10 protein-coding genes, 1 tRNA gene and 1 CRISPR repeat array are annotated in these 15,066 nt (G+C 43.6%); of the genes, 4 read left to right on the top strand and 7 right to left on the bottom strand.

Annotated features, from left to right (window positions below):
• Window positions 1-4: 4 nt before the first annotated feature.
• The 5 genes from csy3 to cas1f all read right to left on the bottom strand — a co-directional run bounded on the left by csy3 (window position 5) and on the right by cas1f (window position 8,165).
• Window positions 5-1,078 (bottom strand): type I-F CRISPR-associated protein Csy3, encoded by a 1,074-nt coding sequence (csy3, locus tag FAI40_05210; GenBank protein QCE34794.1) that lies wholly within the window; start codon window positions 1,076-1,078, stop codon window positions 5-7.
• A gap of 23 nt (window positions 1,079-1,101) precedes the next feature.
• Window positions 1,102-2,127 (bottom strand): type I-F CRISPR-associated protein Csy2, encoded by a 1,026-nt coding sequence (gene csy2, locus FAI40_05205; protein QCE34793.1) that lies wholly within the window; start codon window positions 2,125-2,127, stop codon window positions 1,102-1,104.
• Window positions 2,124-3,536 carry a type I-F CRISPR-associated protein Csy1 gene (gene csy1 / locus FAI40_05200; protein QCE34792.1) on the bottom strand — a complete coding sequence of 471 codons (1,413 nt, stop codon included), beginning with the start codon at window positions 3,534-3,536 and terminating at the stop codon, window positions 2,124-2,126. The genes csy2 and csy1 overlap by 4 nt, the downstream gene beginning before the upstream one ends.
• Window positions 3,537-3,642: 106 nt before the next feature.
• A complete protein-coding gene (cas3f, locus tag FAI40_05195) occupies window positions 3,643-7,125 on the bottom strand; it encodes a type I-F CRISPR-associated helicase Cas3 (protein ID QCE34791.1) in 3,483 nt (1,160 codons plus the stop codon).
• On the bottom strand, window positions 7,125-8,165 hold the full coding sequence (cas1f, locus tag FAI40_05190; protein ID QCE34790.1) for a type I-F CRISPR-associated endonuclease Cas1: 1,041 nt from the start codon (window positions 8,163-8,165) through the stop codon (window positions 7,125-7,127). The genes cas3f and cas1f overlap by 1 nt, the downstream gene beginning before the upstream one ends.
• 200 nt (window positions 8,166-8,365) lie before the next feature.
• A CRISPR array of direct repeats spans window positions 8,366-10,856; the repeat unit is 28 nt; unit sequence GTTCACTGCCGCACAGGCAGCTTAGAAA.
• Between the two features lie 183 nt (window positions 10,857-11,039).
• Between cas1f and FAI40_05185 the strand changes: the two genes are divergently transcribed.
• From FAI40_05185 to arsC, 3 genes are all read left to right on the top strand, one after another.
• On the top strand, window positions 11,040-11,771 hold the full coding sequence (locus FAI40_05185) for a DUF421 domain-containing protein (GenBank protein ID QCE34789.1): 732 nt from the start codon (window positions 11,040-11,042) through the stop codon (window positions 11,769-11,771).
• A 171-nt stretch (window positions 11,772-11,942) separates the two neighbouring features.
• Complete coding sequence (locus FAI40_05180) at window positions 11,943-12,290, top strand: hypothetical protein (GenBank protein ID QCE34788.1); 348 nt, start codon at window positions 11,943-11,945, stop codon at window positions 12,288-12,290.
• Between the two features lie 44 nt (window positions 12,291-12,334).
• A complete protein-coding gene (gene arsC / locus FAI40_05175; GenBank protein ID QCE35752.1) occupies window positions 12,335-12,694 on the top strand; it encodes an arsenate reductase (glutaredoxin) in 360 nt (119 codons plus the stop codon).
• A gap of 30 nt (window positions 12,695-12,724) precedes the next feature.
• On the opposite strand, the gene FAI40_05170 is transcribed toward arsC, so the two are convergent.
• Window positions 12,725-12,800, bottom strand: a tRNA-Ala gene (locus FAI40_05170).
• Window positions 12,801-12,875: 75 nt separating this feature from the next.
• On the bottom strand, window positions 12,876-13,526 hold the full coding sequence (locus FAI40_05165) for a Maf-like protein (protein ID QCE34787.1): 651 nt from the start codon (window positions 13,524-13,526) through the stop codon (window positions 12,876-12,878).
• A gap of 463 nt (window positions 13,527-13,989) precedes the next feature.
• On the opposite strand from FAI40_05165, the gene FAI40_05160 reads away from it, so the two are divergent.
• The gene (locus FAI40_05160; protein QCE34786.1) at window positions 13,990-15,051 is read left to right on the top strand and encodes a uroporphyrinogen decarboxylase; all 1,062 of its coding nucleotides are present in this window, start codon (window positions 13,990-13,992) and stop codon (window positions 15,049-15,051) included.
• Window positions 15,052-15,066: the final 15 nt, after the last annotated feature.

Here is a 15,066-nt window from a genome sequence, read left to right as displayed (position 1 = left end):
TTTCTTATTCTTTTCCAGCATCACCAAAAACACCACCCCGAATAAGAATGGACATCACAAATTTTTGATCTTCTAATGGAGGTATCTTATCCTTCAAAAGCCATTGATCCAGCAAGCTATAAAAATCTGCCTTTGCCTTTGGCTGACGCCAAGCCCTTCCCTGAACCGTCACGGCACCATAAGGTTCAGCGGCGATAGGACGGTTGCCGTTCTCTTCTGAATCTGGATACCACGAATCAATCGTCCGCAAGGCATTGCCTAATTTCTGGCTATGCATACCTGCGACTTTTTGCCCCTTCATCTCGACTTCGTAAAGGACACGACTTTTTTTACCACGATCGCTCCCGCTATCGTCTAAAACTAACTCTTGAGACGGATAGACTTCCTGCCCCAGTCCTGCACAAACAAAAGCTTCAATCACGAATAATTCTGACTGTCCGCCCTTTAAAACAGCCTCAATAAGCTTTGCTAAATCTTTTAATTTATCTTGAGAGGATTGCGGTGTTTCTTCAAAACCTGCCAAACTGTAATCCAACGCTGGAAAAACCCATGTTTTTTCTGGCTTTCCCTGTTTTATTTGGGCAACACGGATTTCAACTTCCTGCGCCCCTAAACGGTTGCGCCACAAAAAACGGCCAGAGGCCAAATTCCATGCGTAACGCCAAGCTAAATCTGAAATGCCATCGCCTTCGAGGAAAGTCTCAACCGTTTTCAATAATTTTTGTTCATAGGCGTGGTTGTTGCAGGCAGAAGGCTGTCCAACCCCTGGCAAAATCCGCAAACTAAAAACTGCCTTTAACGTGTCCTCTTCTGGAAAAAGCGTGGCCACATCAACCCTTTGAAGGTTGGCTTTATCAATTTTTGCATCTAATTTTGCAGGGTCACTTTCCTTTTTGGATAAACGGTTGGAAATCGTTCCCCGAACGGCCTTTTCTCTTAACTGAATAGGAGAAAATCCCTCATCTTCTTGAAAGTTTTTGCCTCTTTTTTCCCATTTTCCAGAGAAAAAAATAGCATCAGAGAGATCAAATTTCCGCTCAAACGCCAAAACGGATGCTGTTTTTAAATCTTGTACCATTCTAACAAACCCCCATTCTATTTTTAATCATCAAAGTTTAAAGAATCATTTTGCTTAACAAAGAGCGCCTCTTCACTGTTGGGAAAGACACTTTCCAGATTACGGCAACGGTAAAGCCCTTTTTCCGCATCACTTTCAGCCCGCCACAAGAAAGCAGAAATCTTTTCAAAACGATGGGGCGACCGCCACTCCCCAATAGATTGTAAAGATTCCACAGCCCGAAAAGCTGTTTTACTATCCCTTGCGCCCCTCACCGATCCCGCAGGATGAATAGGGCCAATCGCACCATAACCAACAGAAATAGGCACAATCCAGCCCGCACCTTTCTGGCGATCGCTCTGCCATTCAACCTTGCCATCCTCATGCGTAACCGCCCAAGAACGAACCGCACAAAGTGAAAGAAAAGCCTCTAAATAAGTCGGTTTAGGTAATTTTTCTTCTGTTTCTGGCTTTTTAAGCAGCGCCTGAAAACGCTCCTCCAGCAAATCAGCCCGCTCAATCAGTGCAAATCCTGGAAGCAAACGGTATTTTTCCTTCCACCAATCTTTTTCAAACCGCTCCGCCTGTATCAAACGTGGAATGACCTTATAAGACGGCGCTGCGCCAAAAAGTGCAGAAGGCAGAAAAATTCCGCCAGCAAGGCGCATGGTTTGCAAAATCTCTAAAATCTTATGCGCCATTTCTGAACGCTCTGTCTCTGACAAATAGCCTATGATTTTCACCCCAAAAAGAAGCGAAAACTCAAGATGCATTCGCCCCTCTTCCTGCATCGGCGCACTTTCACCCTTTTTTGAAACAGGACGGCGCATCTGCTGAAACGCCTTAGCCCCATACCCCTCACCCGCAATAAGCTCCTGCGTCTTATGGGCAATAACGCCCACAGCTTTAAACTGAATTTCAATTTTTGCCTGTGCGCATTTGCGCTCTAACGCCCACATCAACCCCATAAAAGCGGTTATGGAAGGAAATCCATGCGTAAAAGGCCCTGAAATCGCATTGGCATTTTGCACTCTCAAACGGGGCAAAAGAAGATAATCTGTCTGGGTCATCTTTTCGCCTCTATTTTCTGGCCATCAGCCCTGCGTTGAAAAGTTGATTTCCTATGCATTGGCGTTGGCCAAGCAACCTCTAGCATAAGCGCCTGATTGCGTGCCCAATAATCATGCTCTACATCTCCAACAGCAAGCCCTGCCTTACGCAAAGCGTCATTGATACAATGCGCCACCTCATCTGCAATCTCGTCTGCCCAGCGACCCTCATGGTATTTTTGGCGAAAAATCTCATCTTCTTCCGTCTGAAAATTTTGTGTTGCTTCAATCCGTCCCGTATCAAGCCAAAGACGTTCACACAAAGGCAATTTTTGGTGCGCTTTTTCGGCAGACCAGCCAACAGGTAAAATCTGGCGAAGCGTCTCCGCCTGGGAAAGAATTTCTCCTGAAAGGCAATCTTGTAAATAATCCCGATAATTTCGTGTTGCCATCACAGCTCTGGGATTCTTTTTAAGGAAAGAAACAAGCGCCTCCAGAGCTTTTCTCGCTGCCCCGTGAGACAAAATCCATCCCATAATGGGTTTCTCTGTTTTTAAAGGCGGACGGCGTTGCGTCTTAACCTGCCACACAGGGGGTGCAGAAGAGAAAAATTCCATGGCGCCGCGGCGTAAAGAATTTAACTGGCTGACATTTTGCGGTTTTGTCCCTCCCAAATGACGTACCGCCATTCTCGGAAATTCCTGAAGCGTCCCTTCCCAGAAGCGTTTCTCTTTTCTTGCTTTCCTGCCTTCCTTAGCCTGATCTCCAAAACGTGATGCTGAAAGAAAATCTTTATAAATAAGCTGAGCCAGAGAAGAAGGATAAAGAGGCTGTAACAGAATAAAATCCTGATTTTCTAAAACATTTCCACCCTGATTAAGCCAATAAAGCTGTTTTGAATTTCCATCAGAAACGCCTTCATTTTCTCTAGCAGCCTCACGCTCCACAAAAGCCAGAAAACGTGAAGCAATCTGCTTTCCCTTGCCCGTAACCTCACTCAAAGCCGCAAAAGCATCCGCATCTTCGGCCTTTAGCCATGCTTTCAAGGGAAGCGTTTTTCCATCAAGTGAAATGGGCAAATGCAGAAACTGCCACCCCTCCAATACCACAGCATTTTCTGCCCCATTGCCAGCCGCATCGGGTAAAATTTGATCTTCTGATAAAAGATGTGAACCAATCTCTTTTCGTTGAGGCAGATTCTTCGCATAAATCGTACCGCCTTTAACATCCGAATGGGTTGCTTTGGGCAAATGCGTTCCAATTTGAACACTGGTTTTGCGTAAAATCGTGGCCGTTTTTTCAAGCCACTCTGGCTTATTATATTTTTCAGGTTTTGATCCCTGCTTTTTCCGCTCTTCTTCTATTCTTTTCTCATTGAGAAAAGAAGCAATCGCTGTCTCAAAAATCTTTTGTCGGGATAAATTCGTCATTCTTTTATCCTACAATTAAAAGCATGATAAAACCCTATCCTGCCTTTGAGAGAAAATCTATCTCCGTTAAGGCCTTTCTGTAAAAATTTTATCTCTGCTGAAAGCTTCATATTAAATCTAATCCCAGCACATCATTAAACTGCCATTTTTGCGTTTCATCTCTTTTATAGGCTGAAAAAGCTGTCATGCGTCTCGCTTCCATCTGAACGCTTTCTTCGCTCTCCCCTTTAAAATTTTCCAACCATTCTTTCAAAAGCCCTTCTAAAGAAGCTGTATTCCAGGGCGTTATATTTTTTCCGAAAGAAATTTTCTGAGAAACCAATGATCTTTCTGCAGAAACATAAAGCTGTTCCTTTCCCCTTGTAGGAACAGCCTGTTGAAAACAAAGCTTTTCATTCTCCGTATCCCAAACAAAAGCCAGCGCTATTTGCGGAAAGCTCTGCTCTCTGAACGGCTGATTTTGCGCCAAAAGCCCTGTCAAAGACGTTTCAGAAAAATCCTGCCACCAGCATAAAGCCGCTTCTCGCTGCCCCATGGCTCTTCCTTGAGGATTTCCCCATTTCTTTGGTTTAGCATCCATGCCTTCTTTCGTTTTTGCAAGCTCCAAATCCCCTATTTTTCCAACATAAAATGGATTTTTCCCTTGCACTTCCCAATCTTGCCGAGGAAGGCGCTGCGGTGGCTCGAGCAGTCTTGGAATAGAGGTAATGGTTTTATATTCCGCAGCACGGAGAAGCGTTTCCAAATCATGTGTTTTGAGTTGCCATGTCTGGCTTTCATATCCTGGCTTTTCATAGGCAACTTTTCCACCGCCCTTGATCGCCTTCACATTTTTATGAAGCAAAAGCAGATTGGGACTTTTCGGCGCTTTCTTTCGATGCCTTTGCACCCTGCCTGCTAACTGGATAATCGAACGCAAAGACGAGGGCTCCGCTATCGCCCAATCGGCATCCCAATCCCTTCCAACCTCGCAAACAGGCGAAGCCAACACGATAAAAATATGATTTTTAACCGTTTTTGGACTTTGCGCTAAAATTTCCCGAACTTCCCTTTTTTGCCAAGGCTTGTTTTCCTGCCCTTCTTTGCCTGTTTTTCGGTTAAAAATTCTATCTAAACCAGCCTCAATGGCCGAACGGCAAATCAATGGAAAACGGGAATGATAGACACATAAATGAAACTGCGTCTCCTCATTCTCAGATCCAAGTTCAAAAAAAGCCTGCGAAACACGGTAAAGCGGCCGAATATTCGCCATTCGAATCAAACCAAAAGAGAGTTTTTTCCCTTGAAAAACACCTTCTTGAATCTCTTCACCATGCGCCTTATGAAGTTTTAAAGCTTCCTCTCGGTACAGCCTTGCTAAAACAGGGTAAATCTCCTTCTCTTGCAGATTTCCCCGTAAAACACCCTGCCCAATAATCTTACCTTGACGCAGTGGCTTTTCCTTCGCCTTTTTTAAAAGTTTTTCAGCCCTTTTCTGTGCAAATTTCTGATGCGCTGCTTTAAAAACAGCTTCATCAGGGCAAATCGTACTTTTAGCGTTAAACTCATCTACCCAAAGACAAGGAATCTCTGCCCTATCGCTTGCAGAAGCTCCGCTATATCCCCCATGATTTTTCAAATAAATTTCACGCCCTGCCCGATAGGCCAAAAACATTCCCCGCACCAGAGATTCAGGCAAAGTCGCAGACGAAAGCAAAACCTTCCGCCCCAGCATGCCAGAATACCAGACCAATCGGGTCAAAGCTGGCAAATCCTCAAGCGCATAATCATCTAATTCGTCCAAAATGAGATCCGAAGACATTAAACGCAACATCGGGTTAATTTGATGTCCGCCCCGCCAAGCCTCGGTCGCTGGCGCAAGGTGATCCACGGTGCAAACCAGAATAGGCGCATCTAGAAAAGAACGGTCTTTTTTATTTCGCCGCCCATTTTCCTGCCCAACTCCATAAACCGCAGACAATAAAGGATATTTCTCCCAATCTTCCTCTTTTGAAGGATCCGTTTCAAAAGCCATCTCGCCGATTTCCTCAGGTAACAAAAAAGCCTCTGATTCCGATCCTTTTTCTTGAGATTTTTCCTCTAAAAATGCTGCAATTTCCTGACTGACAGCTCCGCCGACAAAAACACCAAGCTCCTGATCCTCTAAGGAAAGATGCTCTCGATACACTTCGCCTGTTTGATGGGTCAAAACCCGAAGCCCTAACGCATAAGTCATTCTCAACGGTTTTTTCTCTGAAGTCAGCGCAGCCAGTATTTTCCCATTGCCCAGCGTTTTCCCTGATCCTGTTGAGGCCATATTCACGATAAAAGCCCCCTTTTCCAGCGCTTTGCTGCGTATTTCCAACGCTTCGTCCCAAGCCTTATTCTGCCAAACATAGTCGGGTAAGGTTGCCGGCACTCTTTGGCGAAAACGCTTCATTTTATAAGAGGGAAGAACCGTCAAAGGCCGTGTGAATTTTTCTAAAAAACACGCAATGCTGCCAGCCTGCTTGGCGATTTCTGTTAAATGGCAAACCAAAGATTGCTTGGGCGCATTGTCCCTCCCCGTATTGGCAACAGCCTGCCCCTTTTTAAGAGGCGGCAATTTTACTCTTTCCCATGAGGAAACGTGGTGATCGGCTAACATTAAACTCAAACGGGCCAGATGGAGGATATAAAGATCCTCTTGCCAGCCATGCCAGTCTTTTTGCTTTTCTTCCAAAGATAAAAGGCGTTTTGCCGTATTTTTAAGACTTTTTGAAAAAAGAGTTGATTGAAGCACCCCTTCCAACATGCCAAAATCATGGTATTTCTCAAAGGAATGGGGTGAATCTGGCCTTTGATTATTCCAATCGGCAGAAACCTTCGCAAGCGGATGATTTAACAAATCAAGCTTCAGCCCCGTAACCTTCCCTCCAAAAAACGCACTGTCAGGCGAAACAGGCAAACGATGATGGGAAAAAATCAGCCAAAGAATGGCTTTCGCCAAGGGTGGAAGATTTTCAAAAATTCTGACTTTATTTTCAGATTCAAAATCCTGCCCCCATGCTGGAAGCCAATGTGAAAGCACTTCCCCTTCACCTTGTTCCAAACGCTTTAGCCAATCGGCGTCTGTTGTCCCAGACTGGCGCACAAAATACGCAAAAAGGCGGGCAGACTGATATTCATGACGCAGCAGATTGGGCTGAATTTCTGTTGCCTTCAACTTTTCCTGAAAGGCTCGGCTGGCTTTTCCCAAATCATGTAAAAGCCCAGCCATACGGGCCAGAAGACGTACGCTTTCGCCACTATCCCAATGGTTTTCATCCTCTAATCTTAAAAGATTTAACTCTGTGCTTTGTGTTGGCACTTTTCCAAACGCATCAAAACGCCGCCAATCCCCAACAATCCATTTAAGTTCTGCACCACCCCGTCCGCCAATACGGTGACACGCTACCGCTGTATTTTTACGGGCCGTAGAACTCAGCATTTTATGAAGCGTTTCCAGTCCTTTTTCTGTCATCGGTGTTTGCCAGCAGCGTTCCCCTGTCCGGCATGCAAACTGGTCTAAAATTCGGCGGCTTTCCTTCAGAGCCTTATGATCACATTGGGAAACGAATAGAACTTCCATTATCCTTTACCGCCCATCCCATAGCTAAAAGCGGTTTCCATCGCTGTTTTTTCCGTCTGGGAAATCATAAAATCCAGCGCCTCTGTTGCGATGAGCGCCCGAATACACCGTCCCCTGAATTGCTGCTCCTCTTCGCCTGCTTGCGCCGAAATAAACGCATTTGGCAAAATCACGGAATCTTTAATCAAATCTGCGATATCAAAAACCAATCCGCCCCGCCGTGTCTTTCCGTGTAAAATCGCTAAACCAAAAGGAAGCCCTAAAACCCACGCTGCGGTTGCGCCTAGCCCATAAGCCAAATAATTCCCATGATCGAGAAATTTATTTGCCGCATCTTTCCCCTCCCCCTGCTTTACACGGGTAAAATCGCCATAATGGGTTGCCCTCGCCGCCAAAGCAAAAAGCATTTTTGTCAGACGGGCCTCTGCCATCAAAAGCGCCTCTACCGTTTCCGCTAACGCAATTTCCTGTCGGGCTGTTTTTAAAACCTCCTGAAATTTAGCAAGATCAGGGCAAAAACCGTTTTCCTGCATAGAACGGGAAAGCCATGATTTTTCAACCCGCTCCAAACGGGCCGTTTGAAACGATTTTGCAGCGCTTAAACGCCCTTCCTCCTGAAACCAAAAAGAAACCCAAGCTTGTAAATAATTCGTTGGGCGATATTCACTTTGAGGCGAAAGCCACGTTAAATCAATCTGATCCTGATGATCTGTCCCTGCGAATAAAGGCGTTCCACCCCCACCTGAAAACCCTACCATAACCCCAGCCTTGGCGAGTTCCCGCATGGCAGCCTGCGTGATCGAAGTACCATTCCCTAAAAGAAGCGTTGTTGTATTTGCTATGGGAATATTCCAGTAAAGCGATTTTCGATCTGTATCCGTGACATACTCAACCCGTCCGCCATTGACCAGAACACGGCAATATTCAAGATAATACAAATTTGCCCGCTTAGAATGGAGAATGGTTTTTAAATCACTCGGCGAAATATAAGGCGTTTTGCGCTTTTTAAGCTTTTTAGGAGTCTCAACGGGGTCAGTCATTCTCTTCCCTTAATTTTCAAAACCTGTATTTCATTAGGAACGCCCCTTAAAAGAAAAGCAAGAAAAATCACCCTAATTTTTTTAAAGGAAAAAGAAACGCTGATTTCTGGGATTAGAATGAAGGGCGATAAAAAAGGGTAAAAACGTGATTTTAACTTTTTTTCCTAGATTTTCCTTGGGAGATCAGGCATGTATCTCTAGTTCACTGCCGCACAGGCAGCTTAGAAAATTTTAGAAAATGGCTTCATGGTATCATCAGATGTTCACTGCCGCACAGGCAGCTTAGAAATCACAAAATGTAAAAGAAGGTGATATCGGGGGGTTCACTGCCGCACAGGCAGCTTAGAAACGCGGGGCTTAGATTGATTCCATATTTCTGTCGTTCACTGCCGCACAGGCAGCTTAGAAATAAGCTGATTGCGCCTTCGGGAAGTGGGTCACGTTCACTGCCGCACAGGCAGCTTAGAAATGTATCCGTGACGCCAGAAAAGATCACAAAAATGTTCACTGCCGCACAGGCAGCTTAGAAAAGCAGATGGTTCCCATATCGTCCCTGTAAGTAGTTCACTGCCGCACAGGCAGCTTAGAAATCCCATGTTAGATAAATCATGCTTTAAAAAATGTTCACTGCCGCACAGGCAGCTTAGAAAATTAACATTTGTACCTTGCAATCCTTGCGCCCGTTCACTGCCGCACAGGCAGCTTAGAAAGGGTTTATGTTTCTTCGATGCGAATTGATTTTGTTCACTGCCGCACAGGCAGCTTAGAAATTGATAAACATAATTATAGTAAGTCGGCAGGTGTTCACTGCCGCACAGGCAGCTTAGAAAAAACATACCACGCCATGGCACGGCTTGAAGATGTTCACTGCCGCACAGGCAGCTTAGAAATTTTGTAAAACTCTCGATGATCTTCGCCTTTTGTTCACTGCCGCACAGGCAGCTTAGAAAAATGACATGATAAATATTCCTGTTTGTTTGTTGTTCACTGCCGCACAGGCAGCTTAGAAATTGAATATTGTTTATACGAATAGCGACTTTTTGTTCACTGCCGCACAGGCAGCTTAGAAAGTCAGCTTCCGCTGTTGTGAAGATTGCAGTAGGTTCACTGCCGCACAGGCAGCTTAGAAAGTCATTCCCCTCTCCCAAACATACCACGCCATGTTCACTGCCGCACAGGCAGCTTAGAAAATACGCATTCCTTTTTGGATAAAAGAAGGCAAGTTCACTGCCGCACAGGCAGCTTAGAAACTTTTCATTCTTTTTTTGTCAAAAACAATAAGTTCACTGCCGCACAGGCAGCTTAGAAACCACAAGTTGAGGGCAATTATGTTACGACTAAGTTCACTGCCGCACAGGCAGCTTAGAAAATCTTGCACTTCTGGCGGCTGGAGTAGTATATGTTCACTGCCGCACAGGCAGCTTAGAAATTAAGGGAGCTTCTTCATACTTTCTTTTTAATGTTCACTGCCGCACAGGCAGCTTAGAAATTTAATCTTTAAGGGAGGTTTGCTCCAATAGAGTTCACTGCCGCACAGGCAGCTTAGAAATCAAAAAACGTTAGAAAAGGCGATTTTGGTGGGTTCACTGCCGCACAGGCAGCTTAGAAATCTAATTTTTTATCTAAAGCCATATCTGTCTCGTTCACTGCCGCACAGGCAGCTTAGAAATTGAAACAAAGTCGGCTACTAATTTAGGATTTGTTCACTGCCGCACAGGCAGCTTAAAAAAAGGCTGTGCTTTTGTCTATGGTAATGCGGTGGTTCACTGCCGCACAGGCAGCTTAGAAAGCCTAGCGACGAATGGAAGGCGCAACAGTCTCGTTCACTGCCGCACAGGCAGCTTAGAAAAAGATGTACGCCATGGCGCTCTATAATCGTCTGTTCACTGCCGCACAGGCAGCTTAGAAACTAAAGGGATGAAGATTATTTAAAAGAACAAAGTTCACTGCCGCACAGGCAGCTTAGAAATAAGCGTTTGGCGGAGGCACATGCTCAGGTCAGTTCACTGCCGCACAGGCAGCTTAGAAATTTAACGTTTCTTGAGGGGAAGCGGAGAAGAGGTTCACTGCCGCACAGGCAGCTTAGAAAGTCCATTCGATTCCTGTGTTGTTGTTTTTATCGTTCACTGCCGCACAGGCAGCCTAGAAATGTGCAGGATTGGAAGGAGTTTGCACCACGCCGTTCACTGCCGCACAGGCAGCTTAGAAATTTCTACGATAGACCCCCCAAGTGTTACTCCGTGTTCACTGCCGCACAGGCAGCTTAGAAACGTTACTATCTACGAATGTTAATGTACTATTTGTTCACTGCCGCACAGGCAGCTTAGAAACAAAGGCGTGCCGTCTGGATTTTTTTCTGTTTCGTTCACTGCCGCACAGGCAGCTTAGAAAAAAAGCTGGGCGGTCTAATGAGATTAAGAGGTGTTCACTGCCGCACAGGCAGCTTAGAAACATTCCCACGATTTCCCGAACGCTGTCATCTGGTTCACTGCCGCACAGGCAGCTTAGAAAATGCGTCGACTACATCATCAGAGCGCGTATTAGTTCACTGCCGCACAGGCAGCTTAGAAATGGTGATACAATTAGTGTTGAGATGACATCTCGTTCACTGCCGCACAGGCAACTTAGAAATCTGCAAAGGAGGCGGAGAAGAAATGATTCCTGTTTACTGCCGAGCAGGCAGTTCATAAAACAAGCCTTCTGACACTCAGAAGGCTCTTTTATCAATTAAAGCTTTTTTGAAACGATCGATAACCTCTTAAACTCTGTATATCTCTATCGCTGCAAAAATTTCATTCCCTAGCCATCTTTTCGGCAATCTCTTATGATGGGCATCAGGCCATTCACGCATCTTTTCCCAAAGAAAACATCTTTATGTTCATCCATTTTTTGCACGTTTTTTTACATTATCTTTATGTAATCGACCATTTTTATTACTTCACAATGTTTGTAAAGCTCGTTTTTGGCTTTGCGATTATTTTGACTTATTTGCGCTATACAGGTCGAACACAATTCTCACAAATGAATGCGATTGATCTCATTGGTAACTTTATTATGGGGGGTGTTGTCGGGGGCGGCCTTTACAGCCCCAGCTGTTTAAGCTTTTTTGTGGCGCTTTTTCTGAGCGTTTTTGTTTTATTTTGTGTCAATTATCTTTATCTCAAAACTGATCTTTTTTACCGTGTGACGATTGGCACGCCTATTCCTATTATTCGGGACGGGCATTTTCTTATGGATGTCATCACGGCCCGAAACAGCAATATCGATATTTTAAACGTGGCTTCACAACTCAATCTTCAAGGGATTTTTTCCTTTAGCGAAGTCGCCTACGCGCAATTAGAACCTAATGGCTCACTCACCGTAACCTGTGATGAAAAATGTGTCCCTGCCACTGTTGTCATTTATCACGGTATTGTCCGAAGCAATGCCCTTGCCAGCATTGAAAAAACAGAGGAAGAGCTGGAAAAAGACATGAAAAGCTATGGCATCAGCGATCCAAGCCAAATTTTCCTAGCCGAATATGGCTCAAATGGCTTTATTTTCATTACCACAGTGGGAAAAGTCTTCCCCCGCCCTCGCCCTAAAATCATCAATTATCCTGAATAATTTTTATCCCTTTAAATAACTATGATATAAGGGACGTAAGAGCGCCCAAAATCATTCTCGCATGTCTTAAAAGAGGCTTTTATTTCTAATTTCGCTCAAAAAAGAATCTTTTTTTGCTTTTTCTTCCTTCTTTTCTTCACTTTTCTCTCAGGAAGATCAGAAGCCATGGTTATGGGCGAAGATTTTGCGGCAAATAACACCCATCGCTCAAGCCATGCTGAAACCGAAGCCCCAATGGCTTATCGACAACTCCAAGCCAATAAAGCAAAAAAACACCGCAAAGAAGTTCTTGAAAGAGCTTTAGGATTAAAAAAAGCACCTAATCCAATGGTTGGAATTACCAACTTACCTGGAGCTTCCTACCCTTCTTATGGGACTTTACCGATTACAGATCCTTACTTTGATGCCAAGCTTAAAGTCACGCCTCAACCCCCTCTGCCACCGCCTTATCCGGGCGGTCCAACGGGCCCTGGCGTCTATGGCAACCATGGCGTTGTCGAGCCAGACGTTTTCCCATAAATCGGGATTTTTCCATTATTTTATAATTTATTAAGAAGATTATGATGCGCAATATAATTCTTTATCACAATCCAGCCTGTGGAACGTCACGCAAAGTCTTGGAAATCATCCGTAATCATGGGATTGAACCTGAGATTGTTCTCTATCTTAAAACGCCTCCCTCTCATGAAGAATTGGTTAAGCTCATTACTGAAATGGGAATAACGGCACGCGCGCTACTGCGTAAAAATGGCAAAATTTATAAAGAATTAGCGCTTGAGAATGAAAAGCTCACCGATGAACAGCTTATTGATTTTATGGTTGAACATCCCGTCTTAATCAACCGTCCGATCGTTGTAAGTCCCGTGGGAATACGCCTCTGCAGACCAGCCGAAACCGTCTTGGATCTTCTTCCAAAGTCCTAAACAATATTTACAGAAATTTTTAAGAAAAAATGGTGGAGCCAATCGGAATCGAACCGACGACCTCTTGCATGCCATGCAAGCGCTCTACCAATTGAGCTATGGCCCCATTTAGAAAGCACTTAGCGTGCTTTTCATCTTTGCTTTCTATATCTTGTCTTCTTATCCAAGCGCAAGATATTTTTTAAACGGGAAGCAATTTTCTTTCTCTCAATGCAGATAAAAGCGGAAAAAGCGGCAATCCCAAAATTGTTTCCTGTGCGCCTTCGATTTTTTCAAAAAGCTGAATGCCAGGCCCTTCAATACGGCATGCGCCAACGCAAAAAAGCAATTCTTCCCCTTCAAAATCAATAAAGGCTTTCAAAAAAGCTTCTGAAAAATGCCGCATTTTCAATTTTGGACTTTCTGTATAGATCACAACAGGCTGCCTTTCTTGCAAAAGACAAAAGGACGTATGTAAAAACTGCGTTTTTCCACGCATTCCCCAAAGCTGTTTTTCGGCTTCTTCTAAAGTCTTTGGTTTATTATAAAGCTCGCCTTCACATTCTAAAATTTGATCTGCACCAATGATTAAAGATTGATTTTGAGAAAAATCAGTCTCTTTTTGCAGCTTTTTTTGGGCAATCTGCGCCTTTGCGAGTGCTAATTGTCCGGAAATATCTTTCAGAGAGTCATTTTTCTTTAAAAATTCGGCTTTTAGGGCTTCTTCAGGGCAATCCACAGGAAATAATCGGGGAGAAATACCTGCATCTTTTAAAATTTTCTCCCTTGTTTTAGAACCGCTTGCTAAGATGATATTCGATCTTTTAAGCGGAAAAGAAATTTCTAAATCCATTTTTCTTTCCCTGTATTTTAAATTTTATCCAAAATTCATCCACAGAATCTGTGTATAAACCTGTGAATGACTCTGGGATAAAAATTTAGTGAATGTGCATAATTCCTAAGAATAATTTTTAGCTGTGAATAACCCTTACCTTATCCAGAAAACTATCCCTTTGAGGATAAAATTTTTTCTCTTTTGTTAAAAATATAAAATACTTTCAAAGACTCTAAAGATTACAGGGCTGAAAATGAATTTATTTTGTGTATGTTTCTGTGGATAATAAAGGGATTAAAAAGAAACCCCACTTTCCACAAGACTTTATTCTTTTTCTTTTTTTGAATCTTTAATTAAATATAATAAAGAAATTCATCCCCAGTCTTTATTTCACTTGATCCACAGCTCAAAAAACGATTTTTTAGTAGGAGAAAGTTTTAAAGCATTTTGCATCATTTATTTTTAAAGTTAGAAAGTTTTCATGCGTTTTTCTTCAAATTTACCTTTGTTAAAAACCCTTTCGGGTCAAGAAACATGGCCTCCTCCTGTTTGGTTGATGCGACAAGCAGGTCGGTATTTGCCAGAATTTAGAGAATGGCGTTCAAAGGCCGATTTTTTAACCCGTTGTTTAACGCCTGAAATTGCAGCGGAACTTACACTGCAACCCATAGATCGTTATGACATGGATGGCGCTATTCTTTTTTCTGATATTTTGATTCTTCCTTGGGCTTTAGGACGGGATTTAAAATTTCCAGAAGGGGTTGGGCCTGTTATGCCCCCTGTCAGAGAAGAAAAAGATCTCTTGGAATGTGAAAAAGCCTTAAAATCAGGAGAAGCTTTTAAAAAAATGGCGCCTGTGCGTGAAGCTTTAAAGATTTTAAGCCAAAAATTGGCTGGAAAAACGACAACTTTACTTGGATTTGCAGGCAGTCCTTTCACTGTTTCCTGCTATATGGTCGAGGGAAGTGGCTCTAAAACGTTTCTCGAACTCCGAAAAATGATGATTAATCATCCGGATCGTTATCAAAAATTGATGGAGATTTTAACTGAAGGCACGATTGAACTTCTTCGGGGACAAATTGATGCTGGTGCGCAGGCTGTGATGCTTTTCGATTCATGGTCTGGCATTCTGCCTTCAGATGAATTCCGTAAATGGGTCATTGAACCGACAAAGAAAATTCGCAAAGCGCTTAAAGACTCTCATCCAGAAACAAAAGTGATTGGATTTCCACGCTTGGCAGGGGTTATGGTGCCTGAATATGCGGTTGAAACAGGTGTTGATGCGGTGAGTTTAGATGTTTCCGCAGATTTAAAAACAATTTTGCCACTTATTCCTGAAAATATTGTCATTCAGGGGAACTTAGACCCTGCTTTGCTTTTTTGCGGGGGCGAAAAAATGAGAGAAACGGCCAAGGAAATTTGCCAAATTTTGAAAAACAGGCCGCATATTTTCAATTTAGGTCATGGTGTGCCACAATTTACACCTGTTGAAAATGTAAAAGATTTGGTGGAAACTATTCGGGCATTGCCTAAAAATTCTTAAAATAAGGATAAAATC

This window comes from Acetobacteraceae bacterium (assembly GCA_004843345.1).
GTDB lineage: Bacteria > Pseudomonadota > Alphaproteobacteria > Acetobacterales > Acetobacteraceae.
The sequence above is the reverse complement of the archived record's forward strand: the minus strand, read 5'-3'. Positions and strand labels throughout refer to the sequence as shown.